Source organism: Deefgea piscis, assembly GCF_019665785.1.
Classification (GTDB): Bacteria; Pseudomonadota; Gammaproteobacteria; order Burkholderiales; family Chitinibacteraceae; genus Deefgea.
In genome coordinates this window covers 1,980,214-2,005,624 of sequence record NZ_CP081149.1, presented here as the reverse complement: position 1 = coordinate 2,005,624, position 25,411 = coordinate 1,980,214, and the positions used below count along the sequence as shown (strand labels likewise).

Here is a 25,411-nt window from a genome sequence, read left to right as displayed (position 1 = left end):
AAACCGACATGCCCGCATAGATGCCAGCATGCATCACAAATGATCCCAAATAAAGACCAATCCGATCAATCACGTTGAATCAATGCTTCTGCATCCAAGCCAAAGGACGGTAATTCACTTAGTTTTTTTAAGCCTAAATCGGCGAGAAAAGTTGCATTGGTTGCGAGCAATTCCGGACGACCTGGCACCTCTTTATGCCCAATCACTTCTAACCAGCCACGCTCTTTTAAGGTTTGAATAATTTGGCTTGAGACCACCACGCCGCGAATTTCTTCGATTTCACCGCGAGTAATCGGTTGTTTATACGCAATAATCGCCAGCGTCTCCATGACGGCACGGCTATAGCGCGGTGGCTTTTCTGGATTTAATTGGTTTAAATAAATTTGCATTTCAGGTTTAGCGCGAAAACGCCAACCATTGGCGAGTTCTAATAATTCAATACCACGATCTTGCCAAGCCACCGCTATTTCATGCAAACATTGCAAAACAACCGCGGAACTCAATTCATCATTAAATATTTTTTTAATTTGCGAAACACGCAATGCTTCTTGACTCGTCAACAACACCGTTTCAATGATTTTAATTGCTTGAACTTGATCCATTTAAAACTCGCATAAAAATTTAGCGGAATAACCATCCGTTAATCGGTGTTTATTGCATTACGACGCGAATCACAAAGCATTCCCATCGACATTTATGCAATTTAATAACAAGGCGCATCGTCGCAGGCAGTGCATCGCGTATCGCACAATGTCGCCACAATGCAGGATAAACCGACTATACGATTTATTTGGTATTGAATTTATGTTGCAGCGGATTCTGCTCGAATTAACTGAACATAAACCGGCGTTAATACTGCATATTGCGTCACTGAAATCAATCGCTCTTTGACCAATTCTAAAATTGCAATAAAAGTCACTACCAATAATGGCACGCCCTGCAGCAAATCAAACAGCTCATTAAATTCATAATAACGGCCATTGGCGATAACTCGGAGAATATGCGCCATTTGCGCACGCACTGATAATTGCTCACTCGCAATCACATGATGCTGTACCTGTTTACTACGGGCAATTAAACCCAGCCAGGCGAGCTTTAAATCCATTAAACTCACATCAGGCATAAGGGCTGCACGCTCTGATTCGACATGAACCGCCACCCAAGTGAAATCACGCTCTGCTTGTGGCAAAATATCTAATGCTTGCGCGGCTAATTTCATTTGTTCATATTCTAATAGACGGCGCATTAATTCAGCACGGGGATCTTCTTCGTCCATAAAATCAACTTCGACTGCGGGCTTGGGCACCAAGAGTCGAGATTTAATCTCAATTAACATCGCTGCCATTAATAAATATTCCGCCGCTAATTCAATATGACACGCCTCCATCGCTTCAACATACGCCATGTATTGCGTGGTCACCTGTGACATTGGAATATTGAGAATGTCGATATTTTGTTTACGAATCAGATAAAGCAATAAATCGAGCGGACCTTCAAACTCAATCAATAAGACGCGCAATGCTTCTGGCGGGATATATAAATCAGCTGGAAACGCATGTACTGGCTCACCAAATACATGCGCTAACGGCGTCATAGGTAGATCGGCTGCATTCATTCGGGTTGACGCGGCGGTAAGGGTTGCTGCTCCCACGGTTTAGGTGGCGCAGCGGCAATCCAGCGCGAACGCGCCAGCAGCATTAAAAATCCGCACAATATGAGCAATATCGGCCACTGAATTGAAAGTGGCAATTGATATTGCTGGCGTAAAAACGTAGTAATTGCACCGGCAATCAGCATGGGACCCAAAACTATCGTGGATTTATTCACCCCTTCAATCGCCAACAGCGCAATCCCTGCGCTCATTAAACCAATAATGATAATCCAGCTCACGCTAGGAAAATAATCGAGCGAATTCATCAGCCAGCCCGCACCGATCACAATCAATACGACCGGAAAAACAATGCCTCGCATTGGCAACACCTACAAAACAATTTGAATTAAACGCATTACCATCGTCATTAATGGCACTAAGACATAACCTAAAATACCAGTTACCAATAAAGCAATGATAATGAAAAAGCCATAAGGCTCAACTTTCATTAAAGTTCGTGCTAAATTGGGTGGCAAAATAGAAATCATAATCCGGCCACCATCTAATGGCGGAATCGGCAATAAATTGAGCACCATTAAAATAACGTTAATTTGAATACCCGCTTGGCTCATTAAGGCCAATGGCAATTGAAACGAGCTACCTTCTAAGCCGCTGGCGGCAAAACGAAACAGCAAAGCCCAAATAAAGGCCATGACTAAATTGGCCAACGGCCCTGCTGCTGCCACCCAACGCATATCACGCTTGGGATTATTTAAAGCATGAAAATCAACCGGAACAGGCTTGGCGTAACCAAACAAAAAACCACCCGGCAGCAAAACACACAACAACGGCAATAACACCGTACCAATTGGATCGATGTGTTTAAGGGGATTAAACGTCATTCGGCCTTGTAAAAAAGCCGTGGGATCACCCAAACGCTTAGCCGCATAGGCATGCGCCGCTTCGTGTGCCGTAATTGCAAATAGCACCGGCAAAGCCCAGATTGCAATTGTTTGAATAATATTGAGTTCCATAACCGCCTTTATTTCCGTTTTAAAGTGCAAACGGCGTCACATCGCCTTTGCCTTGCCGAATCAGCGTTGGCACATCGCCAGAAAGATCAATCACCGTCGTTGGTTCCGTGCCGCAATAACCGCCTTCAATCACCAAATCGACTTCATGCTCTAAGCGATCGCGAATTTCCCACGCGTCCGTCATTGGATATTCTTCATTGGGTAACAATAAAGAGCTCGACAACATCGGTTCTCCGAGCTCTTCTAATAAGGCCAAAGCCACCGGATGATCCGGCACCCGCAAGCCAATCGTGAGTTTTTTAGGGTGCGAAACGCGGCGCGGCACTTCTTTGGTAGCCATTAAGATAAAGGTATAACTACCCGGAGTCGCCGCCTTGAGTAAGCGAAAAGCTTGATTATCCACTCGCGCATAGTTGCCCAGTTGCGACAAATCACGGCAGGCCAAAGTAAAGTGATGCTTATCGTCCAACTGGCGAATTCGACGAATTCGCTCAATCGCATCTTTATTATCTAAAGCGCAGCCCATGGCATAACACGAATCGGTCGGGTAAATAATAATCCCGCCTTTACGTAAAATATCCACCGCCTGTTTAATCAGACGCGCTTGAGGATTTTCAGCATGAATAGAAAAAAACTGTGACATGAGCTTCCAACTTATTAATAGGTATACCGCTATACAGCACAAGCCTTGTTAGCTAGCGCGAGATACATCTTGCAAAGGCTGTTTTAGCCAACGCTCCCACACAGGTGTGCAGCCAAAAGGCAGGTCGGCATTTAAGCCTGGTTCTCTCGAGCCCTCACCCGTGGCGTGATAATCGGTACCGCTAGAGCATTGATAATTAAAATCATTAGCCAAACGGCCAAATCGCGCCGCATCGGCAATGCTATGCGTACCGGAAACCACTTCGATCGCCTCGCCACCCATGCGGTGAAACTCGATTAATAATACGCGCAAGGTTTCATTACCTAAATCATAGCGCCCTGGATGCGCCAACACGGCAACGCCGCCAGCGCCACGAATCCAGTCAATGGCATCGTGTAAGCGCGCCCATTCATGCTCGACATAACCGGGTTTACCGCGCACTAAATATTTTTTAAATACTGACTTAGTGTCTTTGCAGCGGCCAGACTCAACCAAAAAACGGGCAAAATGAGTACGGCTAATCATTTCTGGATTTTCGGCAAATTTTTGCGAGCCTTCCAATACACCCGTCATGCCGAGTTTTTCCAAACCCTGAGCCATGCGTTCGGCGCGCTCAGCGCGGCCTGCGCGCACACTAGCGAGCCCAGCTAAAAGCGTCGGGTCATTTTCATCAAAACCTAAACCAACAATATGCAAGGTGTGCTTACCCCAGCTGACTGAGATTTCAACACCATTCACAAACTGCATACCCAACTCATCGGCCGTTTGCCGCGCTAACGGCAAGCCACGCACATCATCATGGTCGGTGAGTGCAAATAATTGGCAACCTCGTGAATGGGCACGGCGTACAACTTCATCAGGCGGCAATAAGCCATCCGAAATATTGGAATGACAATGTAAATCAACAGGCGTCATTGTGTTCTCTTAGTTTGAAACATTCAGCAAGCAAAATATTTGCTGCTTTGATAGTTGTATGCCAAAGATCGAATAAAGTCTTGGCATCGCTTACGCAGGAAACACCCCAGTAGACAGGTAGCGATCACCACGATCACAAACAATACTCACAATCACGGCGTTTTCGACTTCTTGCGACAAAGCCAGTGCTGCGCACAAAGCGCCACCCGATGAGATGCCAGCAAAAATACCCTCTTCACGCGCAAGGCGCCGTGTCATATCTTCGGCATCGGCTTGATTGACTTCCATTAAGCGATCAATCAAATCAAAATGACAAATCGTCGGCACATATTCTGGCGTCCATTTGCGAATCCCCGGAATTTGCGCGCCATCACAAGGCTGCACACCAACAATTTGAATGTCCGAGTTTTGTGCTTTTAAAAAGCGCTGCGTTCCCATAATGGTGCCAGTGGTACCCATACTGGAAACAAAATGCGTAATTGTTCCTGCGGTGTCGCGCCAAATCTCTGGGCCGGTACTTTCAAAGTGCGCCAGTGGATTATCCGCATTGGCAAACTGATCTAAAATCAAACCCTGCCCCGCTTGCGCCATTTGCAACGCCTGATCACGAGCCGCTTCCATGCCTTCGGTTAAAATCACTTCAGCACCGTAGGCTTTCATGGTTTGAATTCGCTCAATACTGGAATTTTTTGGCAGCAATAACACCATGCGATAGCCCATCACTGCGGCAGCCATGGCTAATGCAATACCGGTATTGCCGCTAGTGGCTTCAATCAAGGTGTCGCCAGTTTGAATATCTCCGCGCATTTGTGCGCGGCGGATCATCGACAAAGCGGGTCGATCTTTAACCGAGCCAGCCGGATTATTGCCTTCGAGCTTCACTAAAATCGTGTTAGTGGTATCGCCGGGAATACGCTTCAGTTTGACGAGCGGCGTATTGCCGACAAAATCTTCTAGATACTTGAACATATATCACTCCATGGGTCGCATGATTATACGCAAGCCCATGAAGTCTGGTTTATTTGTTACGCAATAGCTTCACTACAGCCAGCAAGACGCCAAATAACTTAACGCCATTGGCTAGTCGCGCCATCGACGGATGAGCCTTCGCTAAGATTTGCGCCAACTTACTGAGCATGCTTAATGATTGCGTATTACCCAACAGTGAGCTTGCCAGCGCCATTGGGCGACGAGACTCAAGCAATCGAGTTTCAAGCTGCAAGCGACACAGCTGTGAACGAAAGACCAGCTGCTGCTTTTTGAGCTCACGTTGCTGATTGGCCATCATGCTCCTCCTTCATCGAAGTTGCAGCATTAAAAGCAGCATCAATGAGCTTTTTGTCTTGAGCAAACTCCTCACTGGTTAATGGAAACGGGGTAATTAAATCGTGCATTAATTGGCGTAATTGTTTGTACGCAAACAAGCCACACAGCAAAAACACAGACCCAAAAGCGGCGCAAATAATAACCCGATATTCCCAAAAGCCAAATAGCAAGCCCAAACCTGTGAAAGTTAGCGCCATAATCAATAAAAAAGCGGCGGCAATCGCAAAACCAATCATCTGAGCGAGTCGATCAAACTCATCACGCAACTCAAGACCAAACAATGAAAAACGGGCAGCCACTAAGCCGCCCACCGTATCACGCCAAGATGCGCGCCGACTCATTTAGCGCCGAGCTGCCAAAAAGCCAATCAACAAGCCCACTGCGGCACCAACACCAACCGCTTGCCACGGATGCGCATGCACGTATTGATCTGTTTGCTGCGCTGCCACTTTGGCTTTATTTACTGCGAGCGCTTCAATTTCAACTAGACGATGTTTTGCATCGTATAAATTAGCGGCGATTTTTGCATATATCTTTTTTGATTCTTCAGGACTGGCATTGGCCGCTTCATTCATCAAATCGGCAGTTTCTTGCAGTACATCTTTAGTTTCATCAATTAGTACAGATTCACTTGCTTCAGACATAAATCGCCCCTTTAAATTAAAAACCAAAACAGAGTTATAAGAATAGCAGGCTGGCTCTTGCTTGCACAGGTAATATAAACAGTCAGCATCGAGTCATTTTCGGCAAATTAAATGCTAATTTAAAAACAATGAAAGGCCTTATTGCATACAACAGCCGCTTAGAATGCAAAAAAGCCACCTTCTACAAGGTGGCTTTTAAAATCAACGCGGCAAATTAAAACTTAAATCATGCCTTTTGATTTTAGCAATTCAAACATCGTTTTACCGATTTCTGCTGGGCTGCGTGTGTATGCAATACCCGCTTGTTCAAACGCTTTGAATTTCTCTTCAGCTGTTCCCTTACCGCCAGAGATAATGGCGCCAGCGTGGCCCATACGTTTGCCTTTTGGCGCAGTCACACCAGCGATGTAACCCACGACTGGCTTAGTCACGTAAGATTTAGCAAATTCAGCCGCTTCTTCTTCAGCAGAACCACCGATCTCACCGATCATTACGATTGCGTCAGTATCAGGATCATCTTGGAACAACTTCAATGCGTCGATGTGGCTCAAACCCGGGATTGGATCGCCACCGATACCGATACAAGTAGATTGACCCAAACCGAGTGCAGTCGTTTGCGCAACGGCTTCGTAAGTCAATGTACCAGAGCGTGAAACGATACCGATACGACCTGGGTTGTGAATGTGCCACGGCATAATACCGATCTTGCACTCGCCCGGAGTAATAATACCTGGGCAGTTAGGGCCGATCAGACGGATGCCCGCTTCATCAACCGCTTTTTTCACGTACAGCATGTCAATCGTTGGCACGCCTTCAGTGATACATACGATCAATTTAACGCCAGCATTCACCGCTTCTAAAATTGAATCTTTAGCGAAAGCTGCAGGCACGTAGATGACTGAAGTATCAGCTTGAGTTTGTGCCACTGCATCACGCATGGTATTAAACACTGGCAAGCCAAGGTGCTCAGAGCCGCCTTTGCCTGGTGTAACACCACCAACAACTTTTGTACCTACTTTCAACGCTTGTTCGGCGTGGAAAGTACCGTTTTTACCGGTGAAACCTTGCACCAGCACTTTTGTATCTTTGTTAACCAAAACGCTCATGGTCTTTTCCTTTGTAGTAAGTCAAAAGTTCTCTAGCGGCCTTACCTTATCTTGCCGTACTTGATGTACTGTCTGCGATTCGGTGCCTAGCTAGAAAACTTTTGTTACGTCACATATTCGTGCGGTGATTACAAGGCTGCAACAGCAGCAACGATTTTCTCAGCTGCGTCGTTCAAGCCTTGGGCTGAAACGAGTTTCAAGCCAGATTCATCCAAGATTTTTGCGCCAAGTTCAGCGTTATTACCTTCCAGACGAACCACAACAGGCACAGTCACGTTAACTTCTTTTACCGCAGCGATAATCGCTTCAGCAATCATGTCGCAACGAACGATACCACCGAAGATATTGATCAAAACGCCTTTCACTGATGAATCAGCCAAGATCAATTTGAAGGCTTCGATCACGCGCTCTTTAGTTGCGCCGCCACCAACGTCCAAGAAGTTAGCTGGCTGGCCACCTTTGAGTTTGATGATGTCCATTGTCGCCATCGCCAAACCAGCGCCGTTGACCATACAACCGATATTGCCTTCAAGTGCCACGTAGTTCAGTTCGAACTCAGACGCCTTAACTTCGCGCTCGTTTTCTTGTGACTTGTCACGTTGAGCTAGCAACTCTGGGTGACGGTACAAAGCATTTGAATCGAGGCCAATTTTGGCATCCACGCAGCACAATTCGCCGTTTTCACGCAGTGCCAATGGGTTGATTTCGAACAATGCAAAATCATTAGCGATAAACGCTTCAGCTGCACCCAACATCATTTTGGTGAAATGTGTTACTTGCTTGCCTTCAAGGCCAAGTGCAAATGCACATTCACGTGCTTGATACGGTTGCATGCCAACCAAAGGATCAACGGTTACTTTAATGATTTTTTCTGGCGTTTCTTCTGCCACTTTTTCGATCTCAACACCACCTTCAGTTGAAACCATAAATACAATGCGTTGTGAGCCACGATCTACCACAGCGCCAAGATAAAGTTCGCGCGTTACTGGGTACATGTCTTCGCACACCAATACACTGTGAACTGGCTGGCCTTCGGCATCAGTTTGATACGTGATCAAATTAGTACCGATCAAACGAGTGGCTTCAGCAGCTGCTTCTTCGCGGCTTTTAACCACTTTTACGCCGCCGGCTTTACCACGGCCACCTGCGTGAACTTGCGCTTTAACCACCGCAAATTTACCACCGAGCGCATCATACGCCGCAGCCGCTTCTTCGCCGGTTGTCGCCAAAATGCCGCGTTGTACTGGCAAGCCGTACTTAGCCAATAATTCCTTGGCTTGGTATTCGTGCAGATTCATCTCTATTAATCCTTTTCAAGGAGAGTGTTATTGTGAGGGTCAACACAACCCTCCAGAGGTACCACCGACGGGCGTCAATCACCCGTCAACAAATTAAGTATTGCCACAAAAAGCAGGCAAGGCGCGGTTAAGCCACCTATACCCCACCTTTTGCGTCAGCAATTACGAATGCAAACCACGCTTATCAACACCCAGCGCCGCTTCATGCAAAGCTTCAGACAACGAAGGATGAGCGTGAACGATACGGGCGATGTCTTCACTTGATGCGTTAAATTCCATCGCCACCACGGCTTCGGTAATCAATTCAGAAGCAAATGGGCCGATGATATGCACGCCCAAAATACGATCTGTTTTGGCGCAAGCGAGCATTTTTACAAAACCAGCCGTTTCACCCAAACCGAGTGCACGACCATTCGGGCCAAATGGGAACTGGCCTTTCTTGTATTCGATACCTTCGGCTTTGAGTGTTTGTTCGGTTTTGCCGACCCAAGCCATTTCTGGACTGGTGTAAATCACCCAAGGCACATTGTTAAAATCAATATGTGGATGCTGGCCAGCAATACGCTCAGCCACGGCAACGCCTTCTTCTGATGCTTTGTGCGCCAACATTGGACCACGAACCACGTCGCCCACGGCCCAAACATTCGGCAAGCTGGTACGGCAATCGCCATCCACAATCACATAACCGCGCTCATCAAGTTGCAAGCCCACTTCATCACTGGCTAGATTCCAAGTGTTTGGCAAGCGACCAATGGATACGATTAATTTATCGAATTCTTCTACATGCGCGGCACCATCAGCGTCAACATAATTGACTGTTACTGAGTCAGCACCTTTGTTGATTTCACCGATTTTGACGCTGGTATTGATTTTCAGGCCCAAATCTTTAGTGAAAATCTTATGCGCTTCTTTGGCAATCGCTTCGTCGGCGGCCAACAAAAAGCCCGGTGCGCCTTCCAAAATCGTGACATCAGAACCCAAACGTTTCCACACCGAGCCCATTTCTAGACCGATCACACCGGCACCAATCACGCCCAAGCGTTTTGGTACCGCTGGAATCGATAAAGCGCCGTCATTATCCAAGATCAAAACGTTATCAACCGGCGCTTGCGGCAGTTGACGTGGGGTTGAGCCCGTTGCAATGATGATGTGTGTGGTTTCAACCACTTCAGTTTGACCCGCATCACTGACTTCTAGCTGCCATTTGTCGCCAACGCGGCCCAAAATCTTGCCATGACCATGCAAGCTGTCGACTTTATTCTTTTTGAATAAATAACCGATACCTTGCGTAAGCTTGCTCACGATGCCATTTTTACGCGCCAGCATGGTGCCAACGTCAAACTTCATGCCTTCAACAGTAATGCCGTGCGCAGCAAATTTGTGCTCGATGCGCTCTACATTTTCTGAAGACTCAAGCAATGCTTTCGATGGGATGCAACCGACGTTTAAGCACGTGCCGCCCAATGAAGCTTTGCCTTCTTTGTTTTTAAATTCATCAACGCAAGCGGTCTTAAAGCCCAGCTGTGCGGCACGAATCGCCGCGATATATCCGCCAGGACCTGCACCAATCACCACAACGTCAAAAGATTTCGACATTTTGAATTCCATCCATAACCCGCATGGGTATATTAATGCAAACATTTAGGTATGCCGCAAGTAGCGGCATACCCTTAGATAATTACAAATCGAGCAATAAACGTGCTGGATCTTCGATGGCGTCTTTAATCGCCACCAGAGCCAATACCGCTTCACGACCATCAATAATGCGGTGATCGTAAGATTGCGCCAGATACATCATTGGCAAAGCAACGATTTGACCATTCACGACCATGGCGCGCTCTTTGGTGGCGTGCATGCCCAAGATCGCAGATTGTGGTGGGTTAATGATCGGCGTTGACATCATTGAACCAAAAGTACCGCCGTTCGAAATGGTATACGTGCCGCCTGTAAGCTCTTCAACGCCAAGCTTGCCTTCTTGCGCACGCTTACCAAAGTCTGCGATGGTTTTTTCGATATCAGCCAAAGACAATTGATCAGCATTACGAATGATTGGCACGACCAAGCCACGTGGGCTACCTACGGCAACACCAATATCAAAGTAACCGTGATATACGATGTCATTGCCATCCACTGAGGCATTAACGATTGGGTATTTCTTCAGTGCGGCAACGACGGCCTTCACAAAAAAGCCCATAAATCCGAGTTTAACGCCGTGTTCTTTTTCGAATTTATCTTTGTATTTGTTGCGTAAATCCATCACTGGCTTCATGTTCACTTCATTGAACGTCGTCAGAATGGCGTTGGTTTGTTGCGATTGCAGCAAACGCTCCGCAACGCGAGCACGCAAGCGGCTCATCGGCACACGCTGTTCAGCACGGCCATCGGTCGAAGTGGCCACCACTGGCGCTGGCGCAGCGGCAGCAGTTGGTTTGCTCAGATGATTTTGCACGTCTTCTTTCAATACACGGCCATCGCGGCCAGTACCGGCCACATCAGCCAGATTCACACCCGCATCAGCAGCCAGTTTTTTCGCTGCTGGCATGCCCACTACAGTGGCATCAGCCACTGCGGCCACTGGCGCTGCAGCAGCAGGCGCCGCTTGTGCAACCGCGGTGGTGTCGATACGCGCGATCAGTTGCAAGCTACCCACTGTTGCGCCATCCACTTCAAGCAATTCAACCAATACGCCGGCTTGTTGCGCTGGAATTTCTAGCACGACTTTGTCGGTTTCTAGGTCAATCAAATTTTCATCACGAGCTACCGCTTCGCCGACTTTTTTCTTCCAAGTAACTAAAGTCGCTTCTGATACTGATTCAGGCAATTGTGGCACTAAGACATCTACAATCATTTTTCATCTCCAGAGTTTTGGCCAGTTTAGCCATTACGCCACGCGCTGCGTGGCGTTGGATTTACAGTTTCATTGCATCATCAACAAGGGTTTTGAGCTGTGCATTGTGCTTACTCATATAACCCACTGCAGGCGACGCTGACGATGGACGACCCGCGTATTGCAATACTTGTTTTGCTTCGAGCACGTCTTCTAAGCGATGACGTAGTTGATGCCAAGCGCCTTGATTGCGTGGTTCTTCTTGCGCCCACATGATTTCTTTAGCGTTTGGATACTTGCTAAGTTCAGCTTTGAGTTCATCCGCTGGGAATGGGTACAGTTGTTCAATCCGCACGATGGCAATGTCTTTAATTTCGCGTTCACTGCGTCCTGCCAGCAAATCGAAATACACCTGACCCGAGCAGCACACCACGCGTTTAACCTTTTTACCATCGAGCTCTTGCGCTTCACCGATCACCGAGCGGAATTCACCATTGGTGAAATGCTCAATTGGGCTGGCAGCATTTTTTGCCTTCAAGAGTTTTTTACTCATGATGACAATCAATGGCTTGCGATAAGGACGCAACATTTGACGGCGTAGCACGTGATACATTTGCGCCGCTTCAGACAACATCACCACTTGGATATTGTGCTCAGCACACAACTGCAAGTAACGCTCAACACGCGCTGAAGAATGCTCAGGACCTTGACCGTCGTAACCGTGCGGCAACACCATAGTCAGACCACACAAACGGCCCCACTTGGTTTCACCCGAAGTAATAAATTGGTCAATCACCACTTGAGCACCGTTGGCAAAGTCACCAAACTGCGCTTCCCAAATCACTAATTCGTTCGGCTCTGAGCAGGCATAGCCATATTCAAACGCCAAAACAGCTTCTTCGTTCAAGATCGAATCAATCACGCGGAATGGTGCTTGGTTTTCCGACAGATTTTGCAGTGGCACATGCACGCCGTGATCCCATTTTTCACGATTTTGATCGTGCAAAACCGCATGGCGGTGATTAAACGTACCACGACCCGAATCTTCACCAGAAAGACGCACGCCATGACCTTCGGTCAACAAAGTGGCGTAAGCCAAATGCTCGGCCATACCAAAGTCAACTGGCGTATCGCCAGCAGCCATGGCTTTACGTTCGTTAATGATTTTTTCTACGTTGGCGCGCAGCTTAAAGCCTTCTGGTACCGCAGTGAATTTTTCGGTCAAGCGAATCAAATCCGCCTGTGGTACCGCAGTTACAACTGGCTGACGCCAGTGCGTGCCGAGGTATTTTGACCAATCAATAGCGTGTGAGCGCTTGTAATCTGTGAGCGTGGTTTTTTCAACGTGCTCACCACGATCCAATGCATCGCGATACGCTTGGATCATGCCATCCGCTTCTGCTGCAGTGACCACGCCTTCGGCGATCAAACGATCGGCGTATTTACGGCGTGCACCTGGATGTTTAGCCACTTGGCGATACATCATTGGCTGCGTTACAAATGGATCATCCGCTTCGTTGTGACCGTGTTTACGGTAACAAACCAGATCAATCACCACGTCTTTATGGAATTTCTGACGGTATTTCAATGCCGCATCCGTTACCAAACAAACGGCTTCTGGATCATCCCCGTTCACGTGGAAAATCGGCGCTTCAACCATCTTGGCGATATCAGTACTGTAAATCGTCGAGCGATTGTCGCGAATATCCGAGGTCGTGAAGCCCACTTGGTTATTGATCACTAAATGCACCGTACCGCCAGTACCGTAACCGCGAGTTTGCGACAGATTGAAAGTACCTTGGTTAGTACCTAGACCGATAAAGGCCGAGTCACCATGAATCAATAGCGGCAGCACTTGATCGCCCACCGTATCGTGGCGACGATGTTGCCGTGCACGCACTGAGCCTTCAACCACTGGGTTAACGATCTCTAAATGCGATGGATTAAACGCCAAGGTTAAATGCAATGGACCACCAACCGTTGGGATGTCCGAGCTAAAGCCCATGTGGTATTTCACATCACCCGATGCCAACGAGGTATCGTAACGGCCTTCAAATTCGCCAAACAAATCACGCGGTTGCTTGCCCAAGATATTGACTAGCATATTCAAGCGGCCACGATGCGCCATGCCGATGACCATTTCTTGCACGCCAGCCGCACCAGCGGCTTGTGCTAAATAGTCCACCGCTGGGATCATCGAGTCGCCGCCTTCGAGCGAGAAGCGTTTTTGACCGACATATTTTTTATGCAAATACTGCTCAAGCGTTTCTGCGGCAGTCACTTGCTTGAGAATGCGTTTTTTCTGCTCGACATTAAAGCTCGGTTGCGAACGGCTTGATTCAAAGAACTCTTGCACCCAGTTGCGCTCTTCCGCATCGGTAATGTGCATGTATTCCAAGCCAATATTGCCGCAATAAGTTTGCTTTAAAAACCCCAGCACTTCTGTAGGCGTTGCGCGCTCTAATCCGGCGATATTGGTGCCCAACTTCACCGCCATATCACTATCAGATAGGTTGTAAGTTTTAGGATCCAATTGTGGCATCGCCACTTTATCCATTCTTTCCAAAGGATCTAAGCTAGCGCCGCGGCTACCCATAATGCGGTACGCTGAAATCAAACGCAGTAAGTTGACTTGGCGTTCAATTGCGCCTTCATCGGCAACGCCAGCAGCACGAATTGGCTGCTTGGCTAACTGCCGAAATGACTCTTCAATCGGTGCACGCGCAATATCACGCGTGGTATTGCCGCTACTGAGTTGCAGTTTGTCAAAATACGCCCGCCATTCTGCGTCTACCGAAGTGGGGTCAAATAAATACTGTTCGTAAAGATCTTCTACGAAAGGTGCGTTGCCGCCAAAAAGCTGAGAATTTGTTTCGAGTTCTTTCATCATTGCCGTGTATCCAGTTTTATCCGCCTAAGCTTTGCAAGTTGATGCACCTAGGCCGGTCAATGCTGCTACGCCCTCATGGGGTACATAAGGGCGCAGGAACGGGGTCTTAGCCGCGTTGATCAATAGGTACAAAATCGCGTTTTTGCGCGCCAGTGTATTGCTGACGTGGACGACCGATTTTCATACCAGGATCAGAAATCATTTCATTCCAGTGGCTAATCCAACCTACAGTGCGCGCCAAGGCGAAAATCACTGTAAACATTGGTACTGGAATACCCAAGGCCGACTGAACGATGCCTGAATAGAAATCAACGTTTGGATAAAGTTTACGCTCGATGAAGTACGGATCTTCCAGCGCGATTTTTTCCAATTCCATCGCCAATTTGAATTTCGGATCGTCTTGCAAGCCCATTTCAGCCAATACTTCGTGGCAGATACGGCGCATCACATTAGCGCGTGGGTCGGTGTTTTTGTAAACACGGTGACCAAAGCCCATCAATTTATGCGTTTTAGCTTTCACGCCATCCATAAAGGCTGGTACGTTTTCAACTGAACCGATTTCGTCCAGCATCACCAATACGGCTTCGTTGGCGCCGCCGTGTGATGGGCCCCAAAGACACGCGATACCTGCTGCGATACAGGCAAACGGATTGGCGCCTGAGGAACCTGCCAAACGCACGGTTGAAGTCGATGCATTTTGCTCGTGATCGGCATGCAAGGTGAAAATCACATCCAGCGCGCGCACCAAAACTGGGTTGGGCACATATGGCTCGCAGGGTGTTGAGAACATCATGTGCATGAAGTTGGCGGTGTAGCTCAAATCATTACGTGGGTAAACGAATGGCAAGCCTTGGTTGTAGCGGTAGCACATGGCGGCTACGGTTGGGATTTTAGAAATCAAACGGAACATCGCTACTTTGCGGTGTTCTTCGTTATTGATGTCCAAACTGTCTTGGTAGAACGCAGACAAAGCGCCAACCACACCCACCATCATCGCCATAGGATGCGCGTCACGGCGGAAGCCATTAAAGAAGCGCGTCAATTGGTCGTGAATCATCGTGTGACTCATGACGGTTTTTTGAAAGCCGGCTTTTTCTGCTGCTGTTGGCAATTCACCATTGATCAACAAGTAGCAGACTTCGAGGTAATCTGAATCTTCTGCCAATTGTTCGATGGGATAGCCACGATAGTACAACTGCCCTAAATCACCATCGATGAAAGTGATTTTGGATTCGCAACTTGAAGTTGCTAAAAAACCTGGGTCGAAGGTAAACATCCCCGTTTGCGAAAATTTACGGATATCTACAACATCAGGACCCAGCGTGCTCGGCAACACTGGGAAATCGAGTGTGCTTTGTCCGTCGTTATACGTTAGCGTGACTTTCTTATCCATCTATAGACTCCTGTTAAACAGCCTAAGCTGTACGTTACTGTTGTGCGTCGCTAATGCGCGCTATCATCACGGCCAGCTGTGCATCAGGACACACTGACTTGCCATTGACGTACTCTAAAAAGTCCCAATCAGGCAGCATTAAAACTTGTTCGTACACAGCCAATTCAGACTCAGATAACGTGGGTAAAACATCGGAAACGAAGCGCTCTAATTGCAAATCCAATTCCAGTAATCCACGTCGAGAGCGCCACACGATTCGTTTAAACTCTACTTCATTCATCTAGACCCCCTATGGGTATAACCATGCAGGCTTTATCATAAAAAGTCTAGAAGGAAATACCCACCTACTATCAAGAAATACGCTTCACCATTAAATCTTTAATCTTGCCGATAGCCTTAGTTGGATTGAGCTCTTTCGGGCAAACATCAACGCAATTCATGATGCTATGGCAACGGAACAAGCGATAAGGGTCTTCTAGGTTATCCAAACGTGCGCTAGTGGCTTCGTCACGGGTATCGGCAATAAAGCGATACGCAGCGAGCAAACCAGCAGGACCGACGAATTTATCCGGATTCCACCAGAATGATGGGCACGATGTTGAGCAGCACGCGCACAAAATACACTCATACAAACCATCGAGTTCTTTACGATCTTCTTGGCTTTGCAGGCGTTCACGATCTGGCGCTGGGCTGTCGTTAATCACATACGGCTTGATCGAGTGATATTGCTTAAAAAACTGCGTCATATCGACGATCAAATCACGAATCACTGGCAAGCCTGGCAATGGACGTACTTCGATTGGCTGCTTGAGCGTATCGATATCAGTAATACAGGCCAGACCATTTTTGCCGTTGATGTTCATTGCATCCGAGCCACACACGCCTTCGCGGCACGAACGACGGAATGACAACGACTCATCAACCACTTTGAGTTTCACCAAGGCATCGAGCAATTTGCGCTCAGTGGTGGTGTCGACATCAACGCTGATGTCTTGCATATACGGCTTAGCGTCTTTATCTGGATCGTAACGATAAACGCGAAATTTTACGGATTGGGTAGTCATAGCAACCTCTTAGTATGAGCGAGTCTTCAACGCGACAGAATCAACAGTCAGCGGCGTTAAATTGACGGGTTTATATTCAAGGCGATTGTCTGAGCTAAACCACAGGCTATGTTTGAGCCAGTTTTTATCGTCACGACCATTCGGTTGTTCTGGGCTATCAATCGCATCGTCACGCACGTGCGCGCCGCGTGATTCCGTGCGCGCATTAGCCGAAATCATCGTGGCTTTGGCAACTTCGATCAGATTTTCTAATTCCAGCGCTTCAAGACGTGCGGTATTAAAGGTTTTCGATTTGTCGGCAATCACGGTGTTTTTAACCATTTTTTCGACTTCGAGAATCTTCGAAACACCTTCAGCGAGCATGTCTTTAAAGCGGAAGACGCCAGCATGCGCTTGCATTGTGCGTTGCATCGCTAAGCGAGCTTCGTTCACATTGGTACCCGTTGTTTGATTATCCAAACGAGCAACACGTGCCACAGAGCGTTCAACATCTTGCATTGAAATTTCTGGGAATGATTCATGATGCGACTTGATGTAATCGATCATTGAATTGCCAGATGATTTACCAAACACCAATAAATCGAGCAATGAGTTAGTACCTAAGCGATTAGCGCCATGTACCGAAGCACAAGCGCACTCACCTGCGGCGTAAAAGCCTTTGATGGTTGAATCGCCAGTTACCACTTCACCTTTGTAATTGGTCGGAATACCGCCCATTTGGTAGTGGCAAGTTGGTACAACAGGGATTGGCGCTTTGATTGGATCAACACCGGCAAATTTAATCGAAATTTCGCGGATACCCGGCAATTTCGACATAATGACTTCTGGATCTAAATGCGTAATATCCAGCAAAACGTGATCTTTATTTGGACCACAACCACGGCCTTCGTTAATTTCGGTCACCATGGCGCGCGAAACCACATCACGCGAAGCTAAATCTTTAGCGTTTGGCGCATAACGCTCCATAAAACGCTCGCCGTTCGAGTTGCGTAAAATACCGCCCTCACCGCGCACACCTTCAGTAATCAATACCCCAGCACCGGCAACGCCAGTTGGGTGAAATTGCCAGAATTCCATGTCTTCTAACGGTACACCCGCACGAGCGGCCATCCCCAAGCCATCACCGGTATTAATAAAGGCATTGGTTGAAGAAGAATAAATCCGGCCCGCGCCGCCAGTGGCGAACAAGGTTGCTTTGGCTTGGAAAATCACAACTTCCGAGGTTTCCATTTCCATGGCAACCACACCTTGCACCGTGCCGTTTTCGTCGCGAATCAAGTCCAGCGCCATCCATTCAACGAAAAATTGCGTATTAGCGCGAACGTTACGTTGATACAAAGCATGCAACATAGCGTGACCGGTACGGTCAGCAGCAGCACAGGCGCGGCGAACTGGTTTTTCGCCAAAGTTACTCATGTGACCACCGAATGGACGCTGATAAATCGTACCATCGCTATTACGGTCAAACGGCATACCAAAATGCTCAAGCTCAATCACGACTTTTGGCGCTTCGCGGCACATAAATTCAATCGCGTCTTGATCCCCTAGCCAGTCCGAACCTTTGACGGTGTCGTACATATGCCAAGTCCAATGATCGGGCTCAGAATTACCCAATGAAGCCGAAACACCACCTTGCGCTGCAACCGTGTGCGAGCGCGTTGGGAATACTTTAGACAGAACAGCGGTTTTAACTCCCGCTTCAGACAATTGCAGTGCAGCGCGTAAACCCGCACCACCCGCGCCGACGATCAGCGCGTCAAATTTGCGAACTGGAATCGGACGTTTTGTAGATTCTTGGCTCATAAAACACCCCATACAACTTTAACCATGTAAATCAAGCTAGCGAGCAACCACAGCAGCGTCAGCACGTGCATTGTGAGCTTTACGCCAATATGCTGGATGTAATCCATCCAAATGTCGCGAACACCAACCCAGGCATGCCACAACAAAGCAATAATCGTGATGGTGGTAACAATCTTCACCCACGTACAGGCGAACAATGCTTGCCAAGCTTCAAATGACGCACCGTTTGCAAACAAAATAAAAGCCACGACACCCAAGGTATAAGCCAACATAATGACCGCAGTCACACGCTGAACCAACCAATCGCGCAATCCATAATGCGCACCGACAACATGACGATTTACCATGTGATCGCTCCAATAATGACGGTCAATGACAAGCTCACTGCCAAGACAATATAAGAAGTGAGGCGCGCGGTTTTTAAATCCAAGCCTTTATGAATATCTAAAAACAGAAAGCGCGTGCCCGCACAGGCGTGATGCAAATAGGCCCACAACACCGCCAATAAGAACAGCTTCACCAGCGGATTGCCGATGCAGTCTTTAAATGCCGCAAAACGCTCAGCCGAAGACAAAGAACCTTCTAGCGCATACAACATGAATGGAATGGCTGCGAACATCAACAAACCGCTAATGCGGTGCAAGATGGACACAATCCCCGGCAGTGGCAAACGGATCTGCCATAGCGCGAGGTGTTTTGGGCGTGTTTTTTGCATACGCTCTTTCCTCTCTAAGTTACAAATAAAGCTCTAAGAGCTTAGGTAGTCTGATTTAGTCCTTAAAGGAGCTGTTATCAGTATTAAAAAATCTATGCAAACGGCGCTGGCTCAAAGGCAAGTGTCTCGGTTTTGAGCCATGCCACACTCCAAACCTGTGGCTTGCCTTCAAAATCTCTCGCCAAACGAACCAACTGCAACAGTGGCTCATTTAAATCCACCATCAGTAAGCGTGCTTCGCTCTGCCCTGCAGCAACCGCGCGATAACGCACTTCACCATCTCGCAAACGCACACCAAAATCGCGCCAGCACAACTCACGTAAATTACCTTTTAACTCACGAATGCGCCGGATATCGAGATTGGGAAACCCTACCTCGGGCAGTAACATTTCTTCTAGCCCGATGACAACACCCGAAACTCTAAGTAAGCGACGAACCTGCCACAATGCCGCGCCACGTCGCAAACCTAATATATCTGCTAGCTGTTCACCGGCATGAATCCGCACACAACCAAGTAGTTCAATTTTTGGTGCTACACCATCGGCACCTGCCAGTGGTAAAAAATGCCCCCGGGCCAGAAAGTCATTCATTCCTGCTACGAAAGTACCTACACCTTGACGCCGATACAAAACGCCCTCCGCGACCAAGGAATCGAGCGCCTTACGAACCGTACCTTGACTTACACCAAAGCGCACGCCCAGCTCAACCTCACTCGGTAAGCTTTCGTCATCCTGCCATTCACCTGCCTCAACCGCAGTCATAACTTCTCGTATAACTTGCTTATAAAGAGGCTGCGCCGCTAGTTTTTTCATTCCAACTTTATCTTTTTATCATGTTGTCGATGCCGAGTCTACTACAGTCTTATATAAGACAAAAGATATAACACCAAATTTTTGTTTTTATTAAACTTACTACGCACCCAATCGTCATCGTGATAAGATTACTTGCTAAGTATCAAAGTTCTCGCTTTGCAGTCATAATCAAGGCGGCCAAATTCTTATTTGCTTGATGGCGATCAACCGCCACTTACTTGGAGTATGCTCGATGAAACAACCTATTCGCGTTGCTGTTACTGGTGCTGCAGGTCAAATTGGTTACAGCCTTTTGTTCCGTATCGCCTCTGGTGCCATGCTCGGCGCAGACCAGCCTGTAATTTTACAATTACTAGACATTACACCTTCGCTACCGGCACTTAATGGCGTCGTCATGGAATTAGATGATTGTGCTTTTCCTTTACTACAAGGAATCGTACAAAGCGACGATCCAAAAGTAGCCTTTAAAGATGCTGATATTGCCTTACTGGTTGGCGCACGCCCGCGCGGCCCAGGCATGGAACGCAAAGACTTACTCGAAGCCAACGGCGCAATCTTTACAGCCCAAGGCCGTGCGCTGAATGAAGTTGCAAGCCGTGACGTTAAAGTTTTAGTAGTTGGCAACCCTGCTAACACCAACGCCTACATCGCAATGAAAAACGCACCGGATCTTAATCCTGCCAACTTCACTGCCATGATGCGCCTTGACCACAACCGCGCCATGACACAAGTAGCCCAAAAAACCGGCACTACAATTAGCGACGTTAAGAAAATGATCATCTGGGGCAATCACTCTGCCACTCAGTACCCTGATATTTTCCACGCCGAAGTGAAAGGCGCGAATGCAGCCACTTTGATCAACGATCAAAAATGGTTAGAAAGCGAATTCATCCCTACCGTACAACAGCGTGGCGCAGCCATTATCAAGGCACGCGGCCTATCTTCTGCCGCATCAGCAGCTAACGCAGCGATTGATCACATTCGCAATTGGGTTTTAGGCACACCTGAGGGTGACTGGGTAACGATGGGCGTACCTGCCAATGGCGAATACGGCTATAGCGATTTAATCTACGGCTACCCTGTTACTTGCAAAGACGGCAAATACGAAATCATTACCGGGCTTGAAATCAGCGAATTTAGCCGCGCACGTATGGACGCGACCGCTAAAGAGCTTTCTGAAGAACGCGACGCAGTTAAACATCTACTCGCTTAATTGAAAGAATCAAAAAATAGCATCACATAAACAAAAAGCCCGCTGCAGTGCAGCGGGCTTTTTTACAACACAACAAACTCAATCAATCAATCGCGTGAAAACTTCGCCGCCAATTGGTTGAGCTTTTCTAATTTTTGCGCCTCAGCCACTTTGGCGGCTTCTGCGGCTTCTTTTTCTTTACGCTGAGTCGCGGCTTTCTTGAAGTATTCGTGAAGGCTGTTTGCGGCAAATACGCGCTGCTCTTCAGTCACTTCATCCGCCTGACTGCCATCCAAGTTAAAGCGAACTTTGGCCACCTGCATCGCCTTAAGGTAGCGCAGTGAGCGTGTATGCATCGCCAATGCTTGGCGCAACACGCGATGACTCAACTCTGGCCGAGCGGCAAATAGTTGTTTGTCGACGCCAATGGCCAGCGGCAAGCAATCCCGAAATACAGGGCTATTTTTTTGTAATTCTCTTAACAATGCCGGAGCACTAATCGGTGAAGCAGGCTGCGAATCAGCGGTAGTCATCAAACTTCCTTAAAACGATAGAAACACTCTTAGTGGCAGATTTTATCAGACCCAGACCTGATCTTGCTGATATAAGTATAAAAATCACACTACTTAACAAAAAAACAGACGAAATACTTCGCCGTAGTAACGAAAAAAGGGTTGTAGCTCAAAAAAGCTACAACCCTTAGATTTCTTTGGCGCCGACGGCAGGAATCGAACTCGCGACCCCCTGATTACAAGTCAGGTGCTCTACCAACTGAGCTACATCGGCAACAGGCGTGCATAATATCTAACGATCGCCACTTGCGCAAGTCTTTTTTGAAAATATTTTAAAATTATTTTCTCCACACCCAATATCAAACACCAATGCAGCATTAACTCCACATCAATACTGAAAATGCCCCACGTCTTGGCGCAAACGCACAGTCAATGCTTCCAATAGATTGGCCGACTGACTCATCCCCGCCACTGCGGCGGAATTTTCATCAGTCATTTGCGCCACTCGCTCAACTTGCATGGCAATTTGCTGCATCCCTGCGCGTTGCTCACTGAGCGCCTCGGCAATTTGCGACACCGACTCATCTTCATCGATGACGCTGGCGTTAATACCATCAATCGACTCGCCGGCACCACCGGCGATTTCGGCACAGTCATGCGCTCGATTGGCTGTTTGACTGATACTGGCAACAGCGTCTTTACTGGTTTGATCAATACGGCCCACCATTTGCTGAATATCAACGGTTGCCGATGCAGTGCGCTCAGCCAGCTTTCTAACCTCATCGGCAACAACCGCAAAGCCCCTACCTTGCTCACCGGCTCTGGCCGCCTCAATCGCGGCATTGAGCGCCAATAAATTAGTTTGCTCAGCAACGTCTTTAATCACCCCAACAATCATGCTGATTTTTTCCGAGTCATTACCTAGCATCGCCACTTTTTCCGCAGCAGCTGACACTTCACGATCGATCCCTTGAATTTCAAGCACTGTTTTTTGTATTTTTTGAGTTCCATCCACGGCGCGTTGGCACGTTTGCTGCCCTATCGATTTGGCTTGTGCCGCGCTGTCGGCGACATGCGAAATACCTACCGTCACTTGCTCCACGGCAGCGGCCATCTGGCTGGTCGATTCAGCACCTATCATCGTTGCTTGCGAGACTTGCTCACTACAAGCAGCGAGGCTATTGGCCTCACTACTCACGGTATTAATCGCGCTTGCGATATTACTCACCAAGGTCTGTAATTTTTGTGCCAACTCGTTATACGCCAAAGCAATGCTATCGACTTCATCATTCCCATCCACCGCCGCACGAATCGTTAAATCTTGCCGCTCTTGCGCTAACAACATACTGTTTTTAAGTGCGTTGATTTTTCGACTCATCCCAACAATCACCCAAGCAGAATAACCAAGCCCAAATACCAGCGCCAAACCCATTAAAGTCCAAGCCCAAACTTTGGCCTGAATATACTCTTGCTGTGCATTTTCAAAATTAAGTTTAATCGCCGCCATTTGCAGATCGACTAATTGCGCAATTTGGCCGGAAACTGGATCGACCGCGTGATAAAGCTGCTCACGCACCAAGCGGTCCAATTCGGCGGCATTGCCAGTGGCTAAAACTTGCTCAAGATCTGCAACCACCTTGTCTGCCGCAAGTTTTTTTTGCGTTACCGCTTCTATCACTGATTTTTCGCTGGCTGACGGCTCATCTTTCAAAAATTCATCCCAGTTGCGATTAATTTCAGTTCGCGCCTGACGCACCAACTCCAATGCTTTTGCATAAGGGACTTGCTGATGATTGGCCTTGTGTGCGGTATCGACAATGTTGACTGCATACATATCGGCAACGATGCGCAAATGACTGATGGGCTCAACACGGTCTTTATATGTCACCTCAAAGTCATCAAACGTATGCGTCAAACCGCGCAAAGACGTCCAGCCCATCAAGGCAATCATCAGCAGCAAAACCGAGCTCAAAAGCATTAACTTGGCACGAATACTCATTGCAAACCTCCACAATTTAAACCAGAGCAATCCCAGCGCAAACCCCTGCGCCACTCATAGATTACTATCGCTTAAACTATAGACAGCAAATACTTAATGCAAAGTTTATTAAAACAAATCATCAGCTTACATAAGGTACTACAAGCCCAATGACGCTACTTTCTGCCAATCCATCGCCATATTCAGCGCATCGGCCAGTCTATCGATTTCAGCATTCAGTTGCGCATCGGCATCGGGCAACAAATCAACCGATCCGCGCCAACCGGCCCAACTCAACAAAGCCGTTAACGCCGGTAATTGATCAAACAGGCCATGCAAATACGTGCCAATCATTTGCCCATCGTTTGAAATTAACCCCTCGGTGCGACCATCATCCAATTGCAGCAAAGCCTGCCAGCCGTCGCCATGCAAAGTACTTTGCCCCACATGGATTTCATAACCGGCCACCGCACCCGTTAGCCCCTTGGCCACCAACTGCCCCGTGGCTAAGCGTAACTGCTTCTCAGGCTCTAAATGAGTATTCATGGGTATATAGCCCAAGCCTTGGCTAGATATTTGCTGCGATTCAATACCCACCTCATCAACAATCAGCTCGCCCAGCATTTGATAGCCACCACACACCCCGATCAATTTACCGCCATAGCGCAAATGCGTGGCAATCTGTTGATCCCAGCCTTGCTGGCGCAACCATGCCAAATCGCCTTGCGTGTTTTTACTGCCGGGCAAGATCAATAAATCACACGCTGGCAAAGGCTGATTCGGGTTGGCAAATTGGCAGTTAATCCCAGCAATTCGGCGCAGCGGATCAAAATCGGTGTGATTAGATATATGCGGCAAAGTGGCAATGACAATTTTAAAGTCGCCGTCAACACCGCTCGCCGTGCGCGGCACCGCGTCTTCAGCAGCAATGTCTAAACCATGCAAATACGGCACCACCGCCAACACCGGCTTGCCGGTTTTGGCCTCTAACCAATCGCAACCGGGCTGCAATAGCGCAATATCACCGCGAAAGCGATTAATAATAAAACCTTGAATTCGCGCCTGCTCTGATTCTGACAGACACGCCAAAGTCCCCACAAAATGAGCAAACACGCCGCCGCGATCAATATCGGCCACCAGCCACACAGGGCAATCGGCTTCTTCGGCAAAGCCCATATTGGCAATATCGCCTGCGCGTAAATTGACTTCAGCCGGGCTACCCGCCCCCTCGACCAACACCCAATCGTATTGCGCTGCTAAGCGCTGCCAAGACTCAAACACCGCCGCACGCGCGGTGGTTTTATACGCGTGATAATCCACCGCATCGAGATTACCAATCGATTTACCTTGAATAATCACCTGCGCGCGGCAATCGCTCGAGGGTTTAAGTAGCACCGGATTCATATCGGTATGCGGCGCTAAACCACAAGCAAACGCCTGCACCGCCTGCGCACGGCCTATTTCACCGCCATCGGGTGTAACCGCTGAATTAAGCGCCATATTTTGCGGTTTAAACGGGGCCACCGAGATGCCTCGGCGCAGCAATAAGCGGCACAGCGCGGCGGTGAGCGTTGATTTACCAGCGTCGGAGGTACAACCTTGAATCATTAAAGTCGGCATAAAATCCATTCACAAAAAACAAAAACCGTACTGCACCCAACGAGCATC

General features: G+C 48.0%; 26 protein-coding genes and 1 tRNA gene. 1 reads left to right on the top strand and 26 read right to left on the bottom strand.

All coding sequences use genetic code 11. The features are described from left to right. Positions 1–65: 65 nt before the first annotated feature. The 22 genes from scpB to K4H25_RS09230 all read right to left on the bottom strand — a co-directional run bounded on the left by scpB (position 66) and on the right by K4H25_RS09230 (position 20,061). Positions 66–602, bottom strand: coding sequence for an SMC-Scp complex subunit ScpB (gene scpB, locus K4H25_RS09335; RefSeq protein ID WP_221020268.1), 537 nt, complete (start codon positions 600–602; stop codon positions 66–68). Between the two features lie 200 nt (positions 603–802). Beyond that, a complete protein-coding gene (locus K4H25_RS09330; RefSeq protein ID WP_221020267.1) occupies positions 803–1,615 on the bottom strand; it encodes a segregation and condensation protein A in 813 nt (270 codons plus the stop codon). Next, complete coding sequence (locus K4H25_RS09325) at positions 1,612–1,971, bottom strand: hypothetical protein (protein WP_221020266.1); 360 nt, start codon at positions 1,969–1,971, stop codon at positions 1,612–1,614. The genes K4H25_RS09330 and K4H25_RS09325 overlap by 4 nt, the downstream gene beginning before the upstream one ends. Positions 1,972–1,980: 9 nt before the next feature. Next, a complete protein-coding gene (locus tag K4H25_RS09320) occupies positions 1,981–2,625 on the bottom strand; it encodes a site-2 protease family protein (protein ID WP_221020265.1) in 645 nt (214 codons plus the stop codon). Between the two features lie 19 nt (positions 2,626–2,644). Continuing rightward, entirely contained in the window at positions 2,645–3,268 is a 624-nt protein-coding gene (locus tag K4H25_RS09315) for an L-threonylcarbamoyladenylate synthase (RefSeq protein WP_221020264.1), read from the bottom strand. Positions 3,269–3,316: 48 nt separating this feature from the next. Beyond that, entirely contained in the window at positions 3,317–4,183 is an 867-nt protein-coding gene (locus K4H25_RS09310; RefSeq protein WP_221020263.1) for a 3',5'-nucleoside bisphosphate phosphatase, read from the bottom strand. Between the two features lie 90 nt (positions 4,184–4,273). Continuing rightward, on the bottom strand, positions 4,274–5,152 hold the full coding sequence (gene cysM / locus K4H25_RS09305; RefSeq protein WP_221020262.1) for a cysteine synthase CysM: 879 nt from the start codon (positions 5,150–5,152) through the stop codon (positions 4,274–4,276). 49 nt (positions 5,153–5,201) lie between these two features. Beyond that, positions 5,202–5,471, bottom strand: coding sequence for a hypothetical protein (locus K4H25_RS09300; protein WP_221020261.1), 270 nt, complete (start codon positions 5,469–5,471; stop codon positions 5,202–5,204). Continuing rightward, on the bottom strand, positions 5,449–5,850 hold the full coding sequence (locus K4H25_RS09295; protein ID WP_221020260.1) for a phage holin family protein: 402 nt from the start codon (positions 5,848–5,850) through the stop codon (positions 5,449–5,451). The genes K4H25_RS09300 and K4H25_RS09295 overlap by 23 nt, the downstream gene beginning before the upstream one ends. Further along, positions 5,851–6,153: an ElaB/YgaM/YqjD family protein gene (locus K4H25_RS09290; RefSeq protein ID WP_221020259.1), complete on the bottom strand. Its 303-nt coding sequence runs from the start codon at positions 6,151–6,153 to the stop codon at positions 5,851–5,853. 221 nt (positions 6,154–6,374) lie between these two features. After that, positions 6,375–7,259, bottom strand: coding sequence for a succinate--CoA ligase subunit alpha (sucD, locus tag K4H25_RS09285; RefSeq protein WP_173534086.1), 885 nt, complete (start codon positions 7,257–7,259; stop codon positions 6,375–6,377). Positions 7,260–7,387: 128 nt separating this feature from the next. Further along, a complete protein-coding gene (gene sucC / locus K4H25_RS09280; RefSeq protein WP_173534085.1) occupies positions 7,388–8,557 on the bottom strand; it encodes an ADP-forming succinate--CoA ligase subunit beta in 1,170 nt (389 codons plus the stop codon). 162 nt (positions 8,558–8,719) lie between these two features. Further along, the gene (lpdA, locus tag K4H25_RS09275; protein WP_221020258.1) at positions 8,720–10,153 is read right to left on the bottom strand and encodes a dihydrolipoyl dehydrogenase; all 1,434 of its coding nucleotides are present in this window, start codon (positions 10,151–10,153) and stop codon (positions 8,720–8,722) included. 82 nt (positions 10,154–10,235) lie between these two features. Next, the gene (gene odhB, locus K4H25_RS09270) at positions 10,236–11,405 is read right to left on the bottom strand and encodes a 2-oxoglutarate dehydrogenase complex dihydrolipoyllysine-residue succinyltransferase (protein WP_221020257.1); all 1,170 of its coding nucleotides are present in this window, start codon (positions 11,403–11,405) and stop codon (positions 10,236–10,238) included. Positions 11,406–11,466: 61 nt separating this feature from the next. Continuing rightward, the gene (locus tag K4H25_RS09265) at positions 11,467–14,274 is read right to left on the bottom strand and encodes a 2-oxoglutarate dehydrogenase E1 component (protein ID WP_221020256.1); all 2,808 of its coding nucleotides are present in this window, start codon (positions 14,272–14,274) and stop codon (positions 11,467–11,469) included. A gap of 106 nt (positions 14,275–14,380) precedes the next feature. Then, positions 14,381–15,667, bottom strand: a complete 1,287-nt coding sequence (gene gltA, locus K4H25_RS09260; protein WP_221020255.1) for a citrate synthase — start codon at positions 15,665–15,667, stop codon at positions 14,381–14,383. A 34-nt stretch (positions 15,668–15,701) separates the two neighbouring features. Continuing rightward, positions 15,702–15,947 (bottom strand): FAD assembly factor SdhE, encoded by a 246-nt coding sequence (locus K4H25_RS09255; RefSeq protein WP_221020254.1) that lies wholly within the window; start codon positions 15,945–15,947, stop codon positions 15,702–15,704. A gap of 70 nt (positions 15,948–16,017) precedes the next feature. Further along, on the bottom strand, positions 16,018–16,731 hold the full coding sequence (locus K4H25_RS09250) for a succinate dehydrogenase iron-sulfur subunit (protein WP_027467334.1): 714 nt from the start codon (positions 16,729–16,731) through the stop codon (positions 16,018–16,020). 9 nt (positions 16,732–16,740) lie between these two features. Then, a complete protein-coding gene (sdhA, locus tag K4H25_RS09245; protein ID WP_221020253.1) occupies positions 16,741–18,534 on the bottom strand; it encodes a succinate dehydrogenase flavoprotein subunit in 1,794 nt (597 codons plus the stop codon). After that, positions 18,531–18,881 carry a succinate dehydrogenase, hydrophobic membrane anchor protein gene (sdhD, locus tag K4H25_RS09240; RefSeq protein WP_182077285.1) on the bottom strand — a complete coding sequence of 117 codons (351 nt, stop codon included), beginning with the start codon at positions 18,879–18,881 and terminating at the stop codon, positions 18,531–18,533. The genes sdhA and sdhD overlap by 4 nt, the downstream gene beginning before the upstream one ends. Then, positions 18,875–19,249: a succinate dehydrogenase, cytochrome b556 subunit gene (sdhC, locus tag K4H25_RS09235; protein WP_221020252.1), complete on the bottom strand. Its 375-nt coding sequence runs from the start codon at positions 19,247–19,249 to the stop codon at positions 18,875–18,877. Before sdhC ends, sdhD begins: the two co-directional genes overlap by 7 nt. A 92-nt stretch (positions 19,250–19,341) precedes the next feature. Continuing rightward, positions 19,342–20,061 (bottom strand): GntR family transcriptional regulator, encoded by a 720-nt coding sequence (locus tag K4H25_RS09230; RefSeq protein WP_255587467.1) that lies wholly within the window; start codon positions 20,059–20,061, stop codon positions 19,342–19,344. 232 nt (positions 20,062–20,293) lie between these two features. Here K4H25_RS09230 and K4H25_RS09225 point away from each other — a divergent pair, with 232 nt between their 5' ends. Further along, the gene (locus K4H25_RS09225) at positions 20,294–21,274 is read left to right on the top strand and encodes a malate dehydrogenase (RefSeq protein WP_182077287.1); all 981 of its coding nucleotides are present in this window, start codon (positions 20,294–20,296) and stop codon (positions 21,272–21,274) included. 86 nt (positions 21,275–21,360) lie between these two features. Here the strand turns inward: K4H25_RS09225 and K4H25_RS09220 are convergent, their stop codons facing one another. The 4 genes from K4H25_RS09220 to K4H25_RS09205 all read right to left on the bottom strand — a co-directional run bounded on the left by K4H25_RS09220 (position 21,361) and on the right by K4H25_RS09205 (position 25,363). Further along, positions 21,361–21,786, bottom strand: coding sequence for a ProQ/FINO family protein (locus K4H25_RS09220; RefSeq protein WP_173534074.1), 426 nt, complete (start codon positions 21,784–21,786; stop codon positions 21,361–21,363). A gap of 177 nt (positions 21,787–21,963) precedes the next feature. Further along, positions 21,964–22,039, bottom strand: a tRNA-Thr gene (locus K4H25_RS09215). A gap of 114 nt (positions 22,040–22,153) precedes the next feature. Next, positions 22,154–23,764, bottom strand: coding sequence for a methyl-accepting chemotaxis protein (locus K4H25_RS09210; RefSeq protein ID WP_221020250.1), 1,611 nt, complete (start codon positions 23,762–23,764; stop codon positions 22,154–22,156). Between the two features lie 138 nt (positions 23,765–23,902). Further along, positions 23,903–25,363, bottom strand: coding sequence for a cobyric acid synthase (locus K4H25_RS09205; protein WP_221020249.1), 1,461 nt, complete (start codon positions 25,361–25,363; stop codon positions 23,903–23,905). Positions 25,364–25,411: the final 48 nt, after the last annotated feature.

What these genes read in the sequence shown, in the direction of transcription:
- K4H25_RS09205 (WP_221020249.1), bottom strand. Translation starts at nt 25,363, where the DNA reads ATGCCGACTTTAATGATTCAAGGTTGTACCTCCGACGCTGGTAAATCA.
- K4H25_RS09320 (WP_221020265.1), bottom strand. Translation starts at nt 2,625, where the DNA reads ATGGAACTCAATATTATTCAAACAATTGCAATCTGGGCTTTGCCGGTG.
- K4H25_RS09290 (WP_221020259.1), bottom strand. Translation starts at nt 6,153, where the DNA reads ATGTCTGAAGCAAGTGAATCTGTACTAATTGATGAAACTAAAGATGTA.
- K4H25_RS09315 (WP_221020264.1), bottom strand. Translation starts at nt 3,268, where the DNA reads ATGTCACAGTTTTTTTCTATTCATGCTGAAAATCCTCAAGCGCGTCTG.
- odhB (WP_221020257.1), bottom strand. Translation starts at nt 11,405, where the DNA reads ATGATTGTAGATGTCTTAGTGCCACAATTGCCTGAATCAGTATCAGAA.
- K4H25_RS09230 (WP_255587467.1), bottom strand. Translation starts at nt 20,061, where the DNA reads ATGAAAAAACTAGCGGCGCAGCCTCTTTATAAGCAAGTTATACGAGAA.
- K4H25_RS09325 (WP_221020266.1), bottom strand. Translation starts at nt 1,971, where the DNA reads ATGCGAGGCATTGTTTTTCCGGTCGTATTGATTGTGATCGGTGCGGGC.
- K4H25_RS09210 (WP_221020250.1), bottom strand. Translation starts at nt 23,764, where the DNA reads ATGAGTATTCGTGCCAAGTTAATGCTTTTGAGCTCGGTTTTGCTGCTG.
- K4H25_RS09255 (WP_221020254.1), bottom strand. Translation starts at nt 15,947, where the DNA reads ATGAATGAAGTAGAGTTTAAACGAATCGTGTGGCGCTCTCGACGTGGA.
- gltA (WP_221020255.1), bottom strand. Translation starts at nt 15,667, where the DNA reads ATGGATAAGAAAGTCACGCTAACGTATAACGACGGACAAAGCACACTC.
- K4H25_RS09295 (WP_221020260.1), bottom strand. Translation starts at nt 5,850, where the DNA reads ATGAGTCGGCGCGCATCTTGGCGTGATACGGTGGGCGGCTTAGTGGCT.
- sdhA (WP_221020253.1), bottom strand. Translation starts at nt 18,534, where the DNA reads ATGAGCCAAGAATCTACAAAACGTCCGATTCCAGTTCGCAAATTTGAC.
- K4H25_RS09265 (WP_221020256.1), bottom strand. Translation starts at nt 14,274, where the DNA reads ATGATGAAAGAACTCGAAACAAATTCTCAGCTTTTTGGCGGCAACGCA.
- K4H25_RS09300 (WP_221020261.1), bottom strand. Translation starts at nt 5,471, where the DNA reads ATGATGGCCAATCAGCAACGTGAGCTCAAAAAGCAGCAGCTGGTCTTT.
- K4H25_RS09330 (WP_221020267.1), bottom strand. Translation starts at nt 1,615, where the DNA reads ATGAATGCAGCCGATCTACCTATGACGCCGTTAGCGCATGTATTTGGT.
- scpB (WP_221020268.1), bottom strand. Translation starts at nt 602, where the DNA reads ATGGATCAAGTTCAAGCAATTAAAATCATTGAAACGGTGTTGTTGACG.
- sdhC (WP_221020252.1), bottom strand. Translation starts at nt 19,249, where the DNA reads ATGCAAAAAACACGCCCAAAACACCTCGCGCTATGGCAGATCCGTTTG.
- K4H25_RS09250 (WP_027467334.1), bottom strand. Translation starts at nt 16,731, where the DNA reads ATGACTACCCAATCCGTAAAATTTCGCGTTTATCGTTACGATCCAGAT.
- sdhD (WP_182077285.1), bottom strand. Translation starts at nt 18,881, where the DNA reads ATGGTAAATCGTCATGTTGTCGGTGCGCATTATGGATTGCGCGATTGG.
- K4H25_RS09310 (WP_221020263.1), bottom strand. Translation starts at nt 4,183, where the DNA reads ATGACGCCTGTTGATTTACATTGTCATTCCAATATTTCGGATGGCTTA.
- sucC (WP_173534085.1), bottom strand. Translation starts at nt 8,557, where the DNA reads ATGAATCTGCACGAATACCAAGCCAAGGAATTATTGGCTAAGTACGGC.
- sucD (WP_173534086.1), bottom strand. Translation starts at nt 7,259, where the DNA reads ATGAGCGTTTTGGTTAACAAAGATACAAAAGTGCTGGTGCAAGGTTTC.
- K4H25_RS09225 (WP_182077287.1), top strand. Translation starts at nt 20,294, where the DNA reads ATGAAACAACCTATTCGCGTTGCTGTTACTGGTGCTGCAGGTCAAATT.
- lpdA (WP_221020258.1), bottom strand. Translation starts at nt 10,153, where the DNA reads ATGTCGAAATCTTTTGACGTTGTGGTGATTGGTGCAGGTCCTGGCGGA.
- K4H25_RS09220 (WP_173534074.1), bottom strand. Translation starts at nt 21,786, where the DNA reads ATGACTACCGCTGATTCGCAGCCTGCTTCACCGATTAGTGCTCCGGCA.
- cysM (WP_221020262.1), bottom strand. Translation starts at nt 5,152, where the DNA reads ATGTTCAAGTATCTAGAAGATTTTGTCGGCAATACGCCGCTCGTCAAA.